Below are 12,408 nucleotides of genomic sequence, written 5' to 3' on the forward strand. Positions count from 1 at the left end.
ATTTTCAGATTCCTGCTAATCCTATATCCCGAGCTTTGCTTTTCCAATTACCTCGTCAGTCTCGCTCAACAAGTATCCAGCACCCAGCGCGCGAGAGAGACTCCGTCATCCGACCTGCCCTCCCGATGCCGTCGTGGCGGACGCATTTCCGGGTAACGTTCCGCCAAACGTAAGCAGAACGCCGTTTGTATTGACGTCATATGGCTTACCTGTCGCCGAACCGGCGTATGTGCTTCCGAACGCGATAGCCGAACCGCAGCGGCTACATCCGATAAATGCATTGGTGAATGCGGGCACACCTGAGAGCGTCACGGCTCGTCCCTGGTTACGGAACAGACCGCCGGCAACCTGGGCATGATAGGATGATCCGGCGATGATCGCATAGTCTCCGACAGCCTGGACAACGCCGCCTTCCGTGACGGTGATCTGGCCGCCGGGAGCGGTGCCGAACCTAACATTGCCAAAGTAAATCTGTCCTCCTGCAGCCGCGGCGAGGCACGAACCAGAAGACGATGAAATCTCCATGTCGAGAACCGTGCAAATTGCGTTCGCACTCTGCGCGGCGAACGTCGTGGCCGTCCCCGTCACCTTCACGTTGGCCGGCGTCGTGCTGTTTCCGCGAATGACCAGGCTGGACGGCGAGATCACGCCGACGCCGGCACCGATCGCAACCGACGAGCCGGTATAACTTCCGTCAGCGAGCTGGATGGTGACGGTAAAGCCGACAAAATCAAGCGTATTGAGTGCGACAGTGAGCGCTTTCGCGATGGTCAGGAACGGCTCGCTCGACGAGAGACCGTTGTTGCTGTCACTTCCAGTCGTGGACACGTAATAGATGCGGTTGGCGGTGAGAAGCTCGCGTGCGCCGCCCGATGGAAAAGAAACCCGCCCCGTCGTCCGCTCAAACCTCAACGCGTCACGCCACGCGGTCCCATCCGCGCTCACCTTGAGATGGAAATCGTCGTCGCCCGTGAGGCCGAATTCGGCACGACCGGAAAACGCGTTGGCGAACACAACCGAGGCCGTATTCTCCGCCGTCTCTTTCGACAGTTGCAACCGGATGTCGCCGGTACCGTCATCATCTGAGTCGATCGCATGAAACAGCACGTCGTCCGAACGAACGGTGAGGAGGTTTGTCTCGACTGCGGCCGTGTTGATACCGAGATGCGGCAGATTGTCGGATGAAAAAGCGGCCCCGCCTGCGACCGTCACCGGAATCCAGTTGCTGCCGTCGAACACCAGCAACGCATCATCTGCGATTGACCAAACGCACCATCCGGCTTTCGGCATGAGAAAACGCCACGCATTGGTCTCCCACGTCGCCACCGCATTACCATGCCCGACCCACGCGCCGCCTGCCCCATTCGCGACGATATGTCGCTCGCCATCAATGGGCGACGATGGCGGCAGGACGAGCGTGGCATCGCGCACCGCGATCTGGATCGCATCGTCCAGAATCCGCAACGCCTCGTTATGCGTGACATGTTTCTGCGCCTGGCTGCCATCGATGAATGGCAGGCCAAGATTGATTGTCTCTGTCATATGACCTCAAAGCGCGAAGGTGGATTGCGCGGGACGGCCGCGGCCAACCGCACTGGAAAGCTGGAAGACCCGAATGGTGAGGCTTGTCTGCGGCCCGCCGAAATCGGCGGCTTCATCCGACGCGACATATGTTGCAGCGGGCACGTTCACCGAAAGCGTGCGCTTCACGGTGCCGCCCAACATGATGTCGATCTCGTAGGCCTCAGCATCCTCGCCGAGCGGCACCTCGACGCCCCAAGCGTCGCCGTCCTTGCGGGTGCGCCTGATCCAGGACATCGCGATGTTGCCGCCACTTTCCCGCGTGGCGCGCAGATGCACCGGCGCAAGCGGCATCAATGCCGCCGGCTGCGGCACCAGCGTCATCGCAAGCGCGGACGGGTCGTCGTGACTGCGCCCCGTGGCGACGATCCGCAGATCGACCGACCGATCCAGCGCGCCGATGCCACGCGCGATCTCGATCAGATGATCGTCGAGCAGCACGAAAGGTGCCCCCGCAGGCAACGGCACCGCAATCGCATATTCGCTCCCAGCCTGCCCGCGCAGCAACCGACTCAACCGATAGGTCTTGTCATCGACAAGTTCGGCCTGCGCGAACTGGATCACCTCCCATGCGCCGTCCGCGTTCATCACCGCCGCCGCATTGGCGCCGTTGAGCACATTGGCATCGGCCAGCGACGTCAGAGCACCGCCGTAAAGCCGCACACGCACCTCGCTGCCGCGATCCCAGCAGGCGACCGGACCAGCCGGCAGTGGGTCGAGCGTCTCACCCATCACGGAAGGGACGTAGGCCGTCGCCGCACGCTCGAAGCTCAAGCCGTCCGGTGAGCGCCACACCGTGACCGGACCGGGCCACGGGCTTGCGAACACCGCAAGGCGCGTCAGCACCGGCGGGTCGGATGAGTCCAGCATCGGCAGATCGAGCGCGAGTGCCTGCACCGGGCCGAGCGCAGGCGGGATCGTCGGCGTGCTCAGGCGCGGCAACGGCAGCGGCACGTTGAAAATATCGGGATCGATGCTACGCGCACGGGCCTGCCGCTGCTCGGTATCGATCAGTTCGCTCACCTCATAAAGCCGCCGCCTGCCCTTGATCGTGACGCCGACGACATCGCCCGGCATCAAGGTGAGATGATCCACGCCGAGCGCGAACGAAATGCTCTCCCGCCCGGCCCAGAGGTCCTGCAGCCAGATATCCGCGCGACGTGTGGCGGCAGCATCGCTGGTGACGACGGCAAGATCCGAATGCAACGCCCGGTTCGCGCCGCCAATCAGTCGCCGCGACGTGACGGCCGCGCGGCGGTAATCCACCGAAGCGTCGGTGTAGCCGAAACTCACCTCGCGCGGCAGCTCCGTCTCCTGCGCGCGCGTCAGTGCCGCCAGTGCGTCTTTCCCCGAATCGACGAGATCATCTTCCGAAATCTCCATCACCGGCGCTCCGCCGCGCGGGACGAACACGAGATCGGCTCCCACCGCTGTCGCATCGAACGCATAAGCCGCGGTCAGCGGCTCGATCATCGCCCGCGGCGTCATCGGCCGGTCGACGACATAGCCGTCGCAACCGTCGCGCAACGCGGACGCATCGACACCCTCGACAGATGCATCGCTCAGAATCGCTGCCACAGTCGCATCGAGCGGTGCGCCGCCGAGACGTCCGGTCAGCCAGTGTCCGGTCTGCCAGTTCGGCGCATCATTCCAGACATCACTCGCGAGCGGAAACACCGGATAAGGCCGCGCGTCCCAGGTCCACAGATGGATGCCGGAGATATCGATCATCCGTCCGCCATAGACAGGCGAAACAGGATTGTGTGTATCGTCGCCGCCGAACGCAGAGTCGAACGCGCCGAGCATCGCCTCGAGCATGCGACGCTGGATCAGGTCATCGCGCTGGCCGTTCGAGAAATATGGGATGTTACCATCGGATGACTTCGCATCAGGAAACACGCTCGGCTGGTTCGCGCCCTTGTCCACCGCCGGGCAGCCGATCTCGGTCAACCAGATCGGCTTGCTGCACGGGAGCCACGCAGTCGGCGCACCGAGCTCCACGCCGCCCACCCGCTCGTAATGAGCATTGCGCCACCAGTTCCAGATATCCTTGGCGCGAAACGTCCACGGCTTTCCGAGACCGTCGGTGATGGGACTGCGTGCCTGTGCGACACGTGCGATATCGTCCGCGTAGTACCAGTCATAAGCCTCGCCGCTTTGCAGGCGGCTTTTGAGATAGCCACGATCGTAGATCGTCGAAGCATCCGCCGCGTCGAGATGTCCGGCCTCGTCGCGCCAGTCAGACAGCGGCGCATAGTAGTCGATGCCGACCGCATCGATGGCGGGCGATGCCCATAGCGCATCCAGCGGAAAGCGCACCTCGGAAGCATCCGGCGTCACCACGTCCGCTCCGTATTCAGTCCAGTCCGCGCCGTATGTCACAAGCGTCGACGGCCCGACGATAGCCTTCACGTCCGCCGCCAACGTGGCGAGCGCCGTCACCACCGGATAGACACCCGCGCCGGAGCGCACCCGCGTCAGCGCCTTCAGTTCGGAGCCGATCAGAAATGCATCCACGCCACCGCAGGACGCAGCCAGCGATGCATAGTGCAAAATCATGCGGCGATAATTCCATCCGCTCGTACCGCCGCCGGAGAAGAATTGCGCAACCTGGTCGGTTGCTGCTGCAGTCCCCTGCGGCGAACCGCTCACGCCGGGCGCGGGATCGCAAGTGATGTGTCCGCGCCACGGATAGGCTGGCTGCGTGGGCGCGCCGGTCCAGGGATCGGGCAGCGCGTTGCCCGGCGGAATATCCATCATCAGGAACGGATACACCGTCACTTTGAGTCCGCGCGCCTTCAATTCCGCGATCAGGTGCCTGACACTGTCGTCGGACGGCGTGCCGCCATAGGACGGAACGCCGTCGACGCTTGAAACGAGATAGGCGTTTGGCCGCGTCACACCCGCAACCGACCATGTGCCGCCGGATGTCACCTTGATCGCATTGTCGATGCCGGGCCTGATCCTGCACGCACCCGCGCGCAGATCACTGCCAAACCATGCGACCACAATGGCGACACGCTCGAGGTTTGGACACGTCGCCTGCAGATCGTCGAGCGATGCCACCACATCGGAAGACGCCGTGGTGACGTGACGGTTTTCCGGCGCCGACTGACCAGGACCGAGCACACGAACGACCGCGGAGGTCTCGTAACCGAATTCGGTGGAGCCCGGAATGAGCGTCACCGTGCGCGTCATGCGCTCAAGCTCGCCAACCGGTCGCACGATCTCGAACGACAGTTGCGGAATGCGGTTGCCGAATTGCGCCAACGGCAATCGCTCGAACACCACATAAGCAAGCCCGCGATAGGCGGGCGCATTCGCCGCGCCCTCCTTCGCCACGATCAGATCGTCCGGCGCCTGATCCTCGCTGCCGCGATGCACACGCAACACCAGCGTCGAAGTGTCGAGCAGATCGCCATCGGCCCAGATACGCCCGACGCTGCCGATCTCGCCTTCACACAGGCCGACAGCGAAATTGGCGAAATAGGAATAGGTCGTGGTGGTCGTCGTCGCCGTCGCGCCGCCAATGCCGCCCTTGCCGCCCGCGCTCTGGCTGCTGGTGGAAACAACTTCCTCCAGTCGCGTCGCCCAGATCACCTGCCCCGACAGCCGCGCACGTCCGTATAAGCGCGGGATCGGCGCGCCTTCTGTCGAGGCCATCACATCGAGATCGGCGAGCCTTGGCCCGGTGATGCTGCGCGCTGTTGAGCCGAACAGCGCCTGATCGATCATGTTGCCCGCGAGCGCGCCGACGATGCGCCCGGCAATGGCGCCCACTGGGCCGAACACGGCACCGGCCGCGCCGCCCGCCACGGAAAGAACCAGCGCCGCCATTATTCGATGACTCCCGGAAAGCGAAACGCATAGGCAAGGTGCCGCTGCCACCACGGCGTCAGCGCAATTTCGCAGACGGCCGCGCCATCATGGGCGTGGATCATGGTGCCCTCGCCGCTCGCGATCGCGACATGCTTGGCAATGAGGCCCTCGCGCCAGCGAAACAGCAGCACGTCGCCTGCGCCGATCTCAGATGCTTCGACTCTCACGAGATGCCGCATCGCCGCCTGCGCCAGTGTTTCCTCGCCATGCGCCTCGGCCCAATCCGGCGCGTAAGGCGGTGGCAGCTCGGGCTCATCGCCGATGCAGTTGCGCCAGACGCCACGCACGAGCCCAAGACAATCGCAGCCGACATGCTTCAGCGACGCCTGATGGCGATAGCGCGTACCGAGCCAGCTCCGCGCCTCTGCAACGATGGCAGCGCGGGTCACAAGAGAAGCCATGGTTTACACCTCAGGAAACGAGCGACCCGCCGTCATTGTTGGCGGACGCATCCGCGCCCGCGATGACGAAATCGTTGCCGGGGATATGCGGAAAGCCGCGAAAGTTCACGCCGTTGGCGAAACGGTCGCGGCAGGTCTCGAAACGCTTGTCGCATCCGGCTGTGATGGTGAAAGCATCGCCGACAGCAAGAGCCTCGCTCATCGCCTGCCACAGCGAGAGTCGCACCTCGCCACCGGCCATCCGATGCTCCTTGATCTCGACCGCGAGGCCGGCATTGGCGCCGCTCGTCCAGGTCAGGCATCCGGCCGTGAACACCCCCTCGGCGAAATCGTCGAGACCATCAGCCGCAATAATGGAAGCACCCAACAGACGCGACACGGTGCCCACGCCATTCAAGCCAGCCGCCGCGAGCGCGACCTTGCAGCGCGCATCGCCGAAGTCGGCGGTGCAGCGCGCGGTGTAGAGTCGCCCGCTCTCCTGCGAGAGCTTGTCGGCGAGACCGCGCAGCTCTGCGCTGAACGCTTCGCCTTCACGCTTCACTTCGCCGAGCGTCGAGCGCGACAGCAGCACTCGTAGCGTCACATCGCTCCAGTCCACCAGCCAGGTATCGACTTGCGCGGCATCGAAGCGCCCGGCGGCAAGATCAGCCTCCGTCAACGAGTCAGACGCAAACGCGCCGGAAATCTCCGCACCGTCGATCGACAGATCGAAGCGGCTGGTCGCCTCCGATGCGCCGAAACCTGTGCCGGCCCGGCAGGTCACGCCTTCAATGACCAGATCGCCGTCGTGATCGGTAAAGCCCTGTGTCAAGCCATCACGGCGCGTCACGATCCAGCATCGCGCCAGCATGGTGACGCCGGTGTCGAGCCTCGCCTGCAGCACAGGCGGAATTTCTCTCATGGCTTGATCTCCACGAGCGGAATTTTCGGAATGGCGCCTGCGGCGAACGCCGACAGATCGACTTCGAGATAGTCGGTATCGAACCGCACCGGCACGTCGAACAGGAAGCCTGCCGTCACCGCCGCGCCTGATGGTGGACTATGTCCCGGCAGAAACGTCACGATCCCCGTCGCGGAATCGCAGGCGAAGTCGGTGCCCGCCACTACCTCCACGCCCGCCACCGCGACGCGCACGCTGCCCGGCACCGGCTTCCCGATCGGCCGCGCATAAGGCGCGTAGCTGGAGCCATAAATCTTTGTGAGCTGAAACTGCGTCTGCGCGCTGTCGCCGGTTCCCAGCATCTGGTCGAGTGGCGATGGCGCGGCTGCATCGGCTGCGGAGGAATGATCGAGCCGGTCACGCCAGCGAAAACCATAGAGCTGTCCGCGACGCTCCTCGAAAAAGGCCACCACCTCCTGCAAGGCGGCGAGCGTCTTGACGCCGTAGCCAGCATCGTAGCGCCTGCGCGAATGCGCCCAGCGCGCGTTGCGCTGCTCCCGCCCCGAGCCGAACGCGACGATTTCCGTGCGGCGCTCTGGTCCGCCCGCACTTTTCAGCGCGATGTCGAGCGGAAACAAAATTTCGTGGAAGGATGACATCGAGTTCTCCGCGCCTTAGCAGCGACAGTGAATGTTCACAGGCTGCGCTGACCGCGCGCGACAGCACGCGCGATCTGGCCGGTGATGTAACTCTCCGAGCGGCGGAAACTTCCCGGGTCCGGCGTCGCGATCTGCACCGTGATGTTGTTGACGCCGCCGCCCGCCCCCGCGACACCGAGCCGTCCGTCCGGCCCGCGCTTCAGCGGCATGATCGCTTCCGGCCCCGCTTCGCCCGCAAGACCGACGCCACCCTGCATCAGCGGAAAGTAAGTCGGGGTGCCGATCACGCCGCCGGACGCAAACGGCTTCACTGCGCCGCTCGCTGCTGCAACCGCTGTGCTGGCGGATGTCCCCATTCCTGTGAGCCCCGAGAGCAGGTTTTCGAGTCCGCCGGCGATGGAATTCTGAACCGGCTTCAGCGCCAGATTGAGCGACAGGCTGGAGAGCCGCAGCGCCAGCAATTTCAGCACGTCATCGAACTGCCTGCCGCCGGTAACGGAAACAGCGAACGCATTCGTCATCGCCCGTGAGAAAGCATCCGCGGACAGTTCGAGGTCGCGCACCCGCAGCGTCAGGCCGTCGGCGAGTTGCGACGTGCTCTCGAGGCTGTTGAATGTATCGCTCATGGTCGGGGCTCCGCGCGATCCGGAAATTGCGTCATCAGTTCATCGAGCGCCGCGCGGTCGATCGGTTCAGTGACCGCTCCGCGAACGGCACGGATGGCGAAGGCCAGTTCGCGCGGTGTCATCGCCCAGAATTGCGCGGGCGCAAGGCGCAACACGCCAAGCCCGAACCCGACCGCATCAGCCCAGGGAAACGGCTTCATCGCTCACGCCTCCTCGAAAGTCGCGGCAATCAGTTCGGCGGAAATGCGGACATAGCTCGTTACCCCACCCTCGACCCGCAACGCGGCCACCTCGTCGTCGGAAATCGTCTCGCCCGCACCCCGCAGCCCGGCCGCGATGATGCGAACAAGATCGCGCGCCGATAGTCGGCCGGTGCCGAAGCGTTCCGCCAGTGCCATCAGATCGTCAGCGCCGAACGCGCTTTCGAGTTCGGCAAGCGCGCCGAGCGTCAGCACCAGCGTGCGCGGCCTGCCACCGAGTTCGGCGGCGATCTCGCCTCGATGGGAATTCGCCATCGACCACCTCCTACAGTGCGGTGAAGGTCAGCGCGCCAGCGGATTCCAACCCGATGTCGAACGTCACCTCGCCATTGTGCTCGCCGGAAAACTCCAGGCTGGAGATCTGGAACGGCCCTTCGATGGTGCCGAAATCCGGCACCATCACCTGGCATGCATTGATCGCGCCGTCGAAGAAAGATTGCCGCACCAGCGCATCCGAAGCAGCATCCTTGAACAGGCCACGCCCGGAAATCGATGCGCGCTTGACGCCCGCCCCTTCCAGCAATTCGCGCCAGCGGTCCGCCGACTCCGCATGCGTCACGTCCACCGTCTCGGCATTGAACGCAATCTTGCGGCTCCGCAGCCCCGCGACCGTCACGAACGCCGTGCCGTCATTCATTTTCAGCAGCAAATCCTTGCCCTTTTGCGCGCCCATGGTGTCTCCTTGATGTTCGATATGTCTGACGTTCAGGCTGCCGGCTCGGTCACGGCGCGAAAGCGCACCAGTGCGTGATAGGTCTTGCCGTCGTTCTCGCGGCGGATGTCGGCCAGCGCGAAGCGCAGATTGACGAGGCGGTTTTCTTCCAGCGGCAGCGGCGCATCGTCCAGCGCCTGCAACAGTGCACCTGCAATCATGTGCGCTTCGCGGTGCCCGCCTTGCCGCGACCAGGCATGCAGCGTGAGCTGATGCTCCTGTGTCTCACCGCCTTCGCCAGACGAGTCCATCAGCCGCGCCTCGCCGAGCGTCACATAAGGAAACGCGGCATTGCGCGGCGGTTCGTCATAGACACGGGTGCCGCCAAGCACTGCCGTGAGCCTGCTATCATCACGCAAAGCGGTGTGAATGGCGGCGCGCAGCGCCACGTTGGCTGGAGTCATATCGATGGTCCTGCTGGCGTTACGTCATTCAACGCGCAACTGCGCGTCGATCTCGATGAAGCGGCGGTCGCCCGAGTCCCGGATTGCAGCGATGTGATAGACTTTCGCCCCCTCCACCAGCCGGTGCTGCAGCGTCAGGCTGAAATTCGCACGCATGGTGATGCGATAATTCTGCGTCGCGCCGTTTGCATCGGCGTCCACGCCCGGCTGCGCGGCCAGCGGCACAACTTTCGCCCAGGCGTTGCCGTAGGACGACCAGACACGCGTCACGCCGCCTTGGTCGTCCGGCGTCTCGATCGGCTGCTGCAACACCAGCCGCGTTCGTAATTGTCCCGGATCGATCATAGCGACAGCACCCGATGGGAGGCGATCAGCGCGTTGACGCTCGGCGGCATCACCGCGATGCTCGCGCCGATGGCGATCATCCCGCGATTGTCGTACCAGTGTGCGATCAGCATCCGCAGCGCCTGCATCAATGCGGGTGGCACGTCGCTACCGGCATCGCCAAATCCCGCCACCACGTCGATCTCGATTCCCGCGGCAGTGCGTCCCGGTTGCTGCAACGAACAGGCGCGTACCGCGATCAGGTTCTGCGCTGCATCGAGCACGAAGTTTTCCGGATCGATCGTGTGCGCCGCGCCCACTTCGTCATAGACGCGCGCGTCAGTCACCGCAGACAGCGGCCCCAGTTTCGGTTTGATACGCCGGTCCGGCGGCCAGCCATCCAGCACCAGTCGCCACGTCTGCGTCAGCAACGCGCAACGGCCGAGCGCCTCGACATGGCTGCGCGCCGCCGCGATCAAGCTTGCGATCAGCACGTCATCGTCGTCGGTCTCGACGCGCAGATATGCTTTTGCGTCAGACACCGAGATCGGCTCGGCCTCCGGCGGAGTCAGAAGAATGGCGGCCATCGGCTCACTTCTCTTTCAGTTGACAAAACCCTTGCGCGTGGGCTCAAGCTGCGGGCATGACGCCGCTTCGCCTCCCCCTCGCTTTCATCCTGACGTTTGCGCTTGCGCTTCCCGCGCATGCCATCACCGGCAGTCGCTCTGCGCCGAGCGCTACGATCGCGCAGTCGCTCGTCACCGTGATCGGACCAAATGGCGTTGTCTGCACGGGCGCGGTGATCGCGCCGACAGTGGTGCTCACTGCCGCGCATTGCGTGACATCGAGCGCATCGCTGCGTCTCGTCGATTATTCCTCGCAGCCGCCGCGCCTCGTCACGCCACGCAAGGCGTTGACGCATCCGCTCTACAGCGCTCAGGCGATGGCCGCGCATCGCGCCACCGCCGATATCGCACTGGTGCAATTGCCCGCGCCGATGCCGGGCAAGACGCCGGTGGCGCTCGGCACGCCGAACCTGCCTGTGGTGCCGGGCGCGATGTTCGCCATCGCGGGCATCGGCTCCAGTGCGCCCGGCGGCAACGATGTCGGCACCGCGCGCGCGGCTTCCCTCACCGTCACCGGCAAGCCCGGCACGTTGCAGATCCGCCTCACCGATCCGCTGACGCAGAACAAGCGCGCGGGCATGGGCGGCTGCACCGGTGATTCCGGCGCGCCGATGCTCGAAAACCAGGGTGGACGTAGCGTCGTCGCGGGCGTGGTAAGCTGGTCCACCGGACCGAACTTCACCAACGGCTGCGGCGGTATGACCGGCGTGACGCCACTGACTCTATATAAAGGCTGGGTCGTGCAGACGGCCCGAAGCTGGGGTACCACGTTTTGACAGCCCCGCACGACACGCTCACCAGGCGGAGACCGTTGATGCTGCGCAAATCGTTTGTTGTTCTATCACTGTCAGTGCTTTTCGCGCTGCCATGGGCAGACGGCGCCTTCGCCCAACAGCAGAAGCACAAGCCGCGAAAACATCCCGCGCCGGAAGCGGCGACAACGCTCGCACCGCGCTCCCCTTCACACAACCCATGCGCGCAGTATGGCGCGGGCTTCGTCCGCGCGCCCGGTAGCGACACATGTGTTCGGATCGGCGGTTATGTCGGCGTCGATGTTGGAGGCCGGTTCTAGCCCGCTTTTCATGCGCTGCCGCCGAGCCCGTCAGTTATGGGGCTTAAGCTTCTTCTTGTGATGAACGACGGGTTGCGCCGGCGCGGGCTGCGTCTGCAACTGCTGCCGCGATTCCTGAAGCCTGCGCTGATAGCCGGGTGAGTCCATCAGGTTCGGCGCGCCACCACGTGCGAAACACGGGGATAGGTTTGCCAGTGCAGCAAGGACAAAAGATACGAAAACCATGATGCGCATCTGGAGCACTCCTCCTCTCAGAGAACAGCAATTTATATCTTGTACCGACCAATTATCTGAATTCGAAAAGTCGTTCCGCATAAAAACCCTGTAAACACGAATTTTTCTGAACAAGCATTCAGAAAATTATGAGCGATACGCCGGAACGTCATCATCGATCGCAGGTTCACCCTCCACTGAATGGAGGAGGACTTGATATGAAGAAAATTTCTTTCGCGTTCGCAGCGCTTGTTGCGCTGGTTATTGCAGCACCGACCATTGCCTCGGCAGAAACCGTCGTGATCAAGAAAGGCTACCACCACCATCACATGGATCGCGGCTGGCATCACGGCTGGCACCATGATCGCGGCTACGGCCATAAGACGGTGGTAATCAAGGAGCATCGTCGAGACTATTAAAAACAAATGGCCCCTTCATCGGGGCCATTTCCTTTTGTGTGCGCTATGAGTGGGGCAAACCGATGTGGAGCCGGTATCTACTGAAACGCAACCCCGATCTTTCGACCGTTGGTCCAGGCGACGCGGCATTTCTTCTTGATGGCGCCGTGGATCAATTCAAAGCGCTTCGGCAACACCACGCCGGGATTGACCTGCAGGCACACGCCGCCCGCGCCATAATCGATAATGAAGCAATCGATCAGCGGCGACTTCGCATCAATCGCAATCTTGCCGGAGCTTGAAATACGCCCCGAAGGTTTGACACGCGCGAAACGTCTGTTCTGAACCACGCACCACCTCGAAACTGGCAGCC

At 63.5% G+C, this 12,408-nt stretch carries 17 protein-coding genes; 3 read left to right on the forward strand and 14 right to left on the reverse strand.

Features of this window, described 5'->3' with window-relative positions; all coding sequences use genetic code 11:
* Window positions 1–105: 105 nt before the first annotated feature.
* From HMPREF9697_RS06025 to HMPREF9697_RS06080, 12 genes are read right to left on the reverse strand one after another with little or no spacing between them, the layout of a single operon-like run.
* A complete protein-coding gene (locus HMPREF9697_RS06025) occupies window positions 106–1,542 on the reverse strand; it encodes a DUF2793 domain-containing protein (RefSeq protein WP_002716281.1) in 1,437 nt (478 codons plus the stop codon).
* A 6-nt stretch (window positions 1,543–1,548) separates the two neighbouring features.
* On the reverse strand, window positions 1,549–5,418 hold the full coding sequence (locus HMPREF9697_RS06030) for a baseplate multidomain protein megatron (RefSeq protein WP_002716282.1): 3,870 nt from the start codon (window positions 5,416–5,418) through the stop codon (window positions 1,549–1,551).
* Window positions 5,418–5,861: an NlpC/P60 family protein gene (locus HMPREF9697_RS06035; RefSeq protein WP_002716283.1), complete on the reverse strand. Its 444-nt coding sequence runs from the start codon at window positions 5,859–5,861 to the stop codon at window positions 5,418–5,420. Before HMPREF9697_RS06035 ends, HMPREF9697_RS06030 begins: the two co-directional genes overlap by 1 nt.
* A gap of 10 nt (window positions 5,862–5,871) precedes the next feature.
* Window positions 5,872–6,762, reverse strand: coding sequence for a DUF2163 domain-containing protein (locus HMPREF9697_RS06040; RefSeq protein WP_002716284.1), 891 nt, complete (start codon window positions 6,760–6,762; stop codon window positions 5,872–5,874).
* A complete protein-coding gene (locus tag HMPREF9697_RS06045; protein ID WP_002716285.1) occupies window positions 6,759–7,400 on the reverse strand; it encodes a DUF2460 domain-containing protein in 642 nt (213 codons plus the stop codon). Before HMPREF9697_RS06045 ends, HMPREF9697_RS06040 begins: the two co-directional genes overlap by 4 nt.
* A 35-nt stretch (window positions 7,401–7,435) precedes the next feature.
* Entirely contained in the window at window positions 7,436–8,026 is a 591-nt protein-coding gene (locus tag HMPREF9697_RS06050) for a phage tail tape measure protein (RefSeq protein WP_002716286.1), read from the reverse strand.
* On the reverse strand, window positions 8,023–8,226 hold the full coding sequence (locus tag HMPREF9697_RS06055) for a rcc01693 family protein (protein ID WP_002716287.1): 204 nt from the start codon (window positions 8,224–8,226) through the stop codon (window positions 8,023–8,025). The genes HMPREF9697_RS06050 and HMPREF9697_RS06055 overlap by 4 nt, the downstream gene beginning before the upstream one ends.
* Window positions 8,227–8,229: 3 nt before the next feature.
* Window positions 8,230–8,541, reverse strand: coding sequence for a gene transfer agent family protein (locus tag HMPREF9697_RS06060; protein WP_002716288.1), 312 nt, complete (start codon window positions 8,539–8,541; stop codon window positions 8,230–8,232).
* 10 nt (window positions 8,542–8,551) lie between these two features.
* On the reverse strand, window positions 8,552–8,959 hold the full coding sequence (locus HMPREF9697_RS06065; RefSeq protein WP_002716289.1) for a phage major tail protein, TP901-1 family: 408 nt from the start codon (window positions 8,957–8,959) through the stop codon (window positions 8,552–8,554).
* 32 nt (window positions 8,960–8,991) lie between these two features.
* Window positions 8,992–9,402, reverse strand: coding sequence for a DUF3168 domain-containing protein (locus HMPREF9697_RS06070; RefSeq protein ID WP_002716290.1), 411 nt, complete (start codon window positions 9,400–9,402; stop codon window positions 8,992–8,994).
* Window positions 9,403–9,426: 24 nt separating this feature from the next.
* Window positions 9,427–9,747: a phage head closure protein gene (locus HMPREF9697_RS06075; protein ID WP_002716291.1), complete on the reverse strand. Its 321-nt coding sequence runs from the start codon at window positions 9,745–9,747 to the stop codon at window positions 9,427–9,429.
* Window positions 9,744–10,313, reverse strand: a complete 570-nt coding sequence (locus HMPREF9697_RS06080; RefSeq protein ID WP_002716292.1) for a head-tail connector protein — start codon at window positions 10,311–10,313, stop codon at window positions 9,744–9,746. The genes HMPREF9697_RS06075 and HMPREF9697_RS06080 overlap by 4 nt, the downstream gene beginning before the upstream one ends.
* A 56-nt stretch (window positions 10,314–10,369) precedes the next feature.
* Between HMPREF9697_RS06080 and HMPREF9697_RS06085 the strand changes: the two genes are divergently transcribed.
* Window positions 10,370–11,128 (forward strand): S1 family peptidase, encoded by a 759-nt coding sequence (locus HMPREF9697_RS06085; RefSeq protein WP_002716293.1) that lies wholly within the window; start codon window positions 10,370–10,372, stop codon window positions 11,126–11,128.
* 38 nt (window positions 11,129–11,166) lie between these two features.
* The gene (locus HMPREF9697_RS06090) at window positions 11,167–11,424 is read left to right on the forward strand and encodes a porin (protein WP_002716294.1); all 258 of its coding nucleotides are present in this window, start codon (window positions 11,167–11,169) and stop codon (window positions 11,422–11,424) included.
* 30 nt (window positions 11,425–11,454) lie between these two features.
* Here HMPREF9697_RS06090 and HMPREF9697_RS06095 read toward each other — a convergent pair whose 3' ends face one another.
* Window positions 11,455–11,658: a hypothetical protein gene (locus HMPREF9697_RS06095; RefSeq protein ID WP_002716295.1), complete on the reverse strand. Its 204-nt coding sequence runs from the start codon at window positions 11,656–11,658 to the stop codon at window positions 11,455–11,457.
* 197 nt (window positions 11,659–11,855) lie between these two features.
* Between HMPREF9697_RS06095 and HMPREF9697_RS06100 the strand changes: the two genes are divergently transcribed.
* Window positions 11,856–12,056, forward strand: coding sequence for a hypothetical protein (locus HMPREF9697_RS06100; RefSeq protein ID WP_002716296.1), 201 nt, complete (start codon window positions 11,856–11,858; stop codon window positions 12,054–12,056).
* A 77-nt stretch (window positions 12,057–12,133) separates the two neighbouring features.
* Here HMPREF9697_RS06100 and HMPREF9697_RS06105 read toward each other — a convergent pair whose 3' ends face one another.
* Window positions 12,134–12,385 carry a PilZ domain-containing protein gene (locus HMPREF9697_RS06105; protein WP_002716297.1) on the reverse strand — a complete coding sequence of 84 codons (252 nt, stop codon included), beginning with the start codon at window positions 12,383–12,385 and terminating at the stop codon, window positions 12,134–12,136.
* Between the last annotated feature and the right edge of the window lie 23 nt (window positions 12,386–12,408).

It is taken from the genome of Afipia felis ATCC 53690, from assembly GCF_000314735.2.
In the GTDB taxonomy this organism is placed as follows: domain Bacteria; phylum Pseudomonadota; class Alphaproteobacteria; order Rhizobiales; family Xanthobacteraceae; genus Afipia; species Afipia felis.

Bases quoted from the DNA above. Each gene is read 5' to 3' on its own strand.
- HMPREF9697_RS06025 (WP_002716281.1), bottom strand. From the start codon at position 1,542: ATGACAGAGACAATCAATCTTGGCCTGCCATTCATCGATGGCAGCCAG.
- HMPREF9697_RS06030 (WP_002716282.1), bottom strand. From the start codon at position 5,418: ATGGCGGCGCTGGTTCTTTCCGTGGCGGGCGGCGCGGCCGGTGCCGTG.
- HMPREF9697_RS06035 (WP_002716283.1), bottom strand. From the start codon at position 5,861: ATGGCTTCTCTTGTGACCCGCGCTGCCATCGTTGCAGAGGCGCGGAGC.
- HMPREF9697_RS06040 (WP_002716284.1), bottom strand. From the start codon at position 6,762: ATGAGAGAAATTCCGCCTGTGCTGCAGGCGAGGCTCGACACCGGCGTC.
- HMPREF9697_RS06045 (WP_002716285.1), bottom strand. From the start codon at position 7,400: ATGTCATCCTTCCACGAAATTTTGTTTCCGCTCGACATCGCGCTGAAA.
- HMPREF9697_RS06050 (WP_002716286.1), bottom strand. From the start codon at position 8,026: ATGAGCGATACATTCAACAGCCTCGAGAGCACGTCGCAACTCGCCGAC.
- HMPREF9697_RS06055 (WP_002716287.1), bottom strand. From the start codon at position 8,226: ATGAAGCCGTTTCCCTGGGCTGATGCGGTCGGGTTCGGGCTTGGCGTG.
- HMPREF9697_RS06060 (WP_002716288.1), bottom strand. From the start codon at position 8,541: ATGGCGAATTCCCATCGAGGCGAGATCGCCGCCGAACTCGGTGGCAGG.
- HMPREF9697_RS06065 (WP_002716289.1), bottom strand. From the start codon at position 8,959: ATGGGCGCGCAAAAGGGCAAGGATTTGCTGCTGAAAATGAATGACGGC.
- HMPREF9697_RS06070 (WP_002716290.1), bottom strand. From the start codon at position 9,402: ATGACTCCAGCCAACGTGGCGCTGCGCGCCGCCATTCACACCGCTTTG.
- HMPREF9697_RS06075 (WP_002716291.1), bottom strand. From the start codon at position 9,747: ATGATCGATCCGGGACAATTACGAACGCGGCTGGTGTTGCAGCAGCCG.
- HMPREF9697_RS06080 (WP_002716292.1), bottom strand. From the start codon at position 10,313: ATGGCCGCCATTCTTCTGACTCCGCCGGAGGCCGAGCCGATCTCGGTG.
- HMPREF9697_RS06085 (WP_002716293.1), top strand. From the start codon at position 10,370: ATGACGCCGCTTCGCCTCCCCCTCGCTTTCATCCTGACGTTTGCGCTT.
- HMPREF9697_RS06090 (WP_002716294.1), top strand. From the start codon at position 11,167: ATGCTGCGCAAATCGTTTGTTGTTCTATCACTGTCAGTGCTTTTCGCG.
- HMPREF9697_RS06095 (WP_002716295.1), bottom strand. From the start codon at position 11,658: ATGCGCATCATGGTTTTCGTATCTTTTGTCCTTGCTGCACTGGCAAAC.
- HMPREF9697_RS06100 (WP_002716296.1), top strand. From the start codon at position 11,856: ATGAAGAAAATTTCTTTCGCGTTCGCAGCGCTTGTTGCGCTGGTTATT.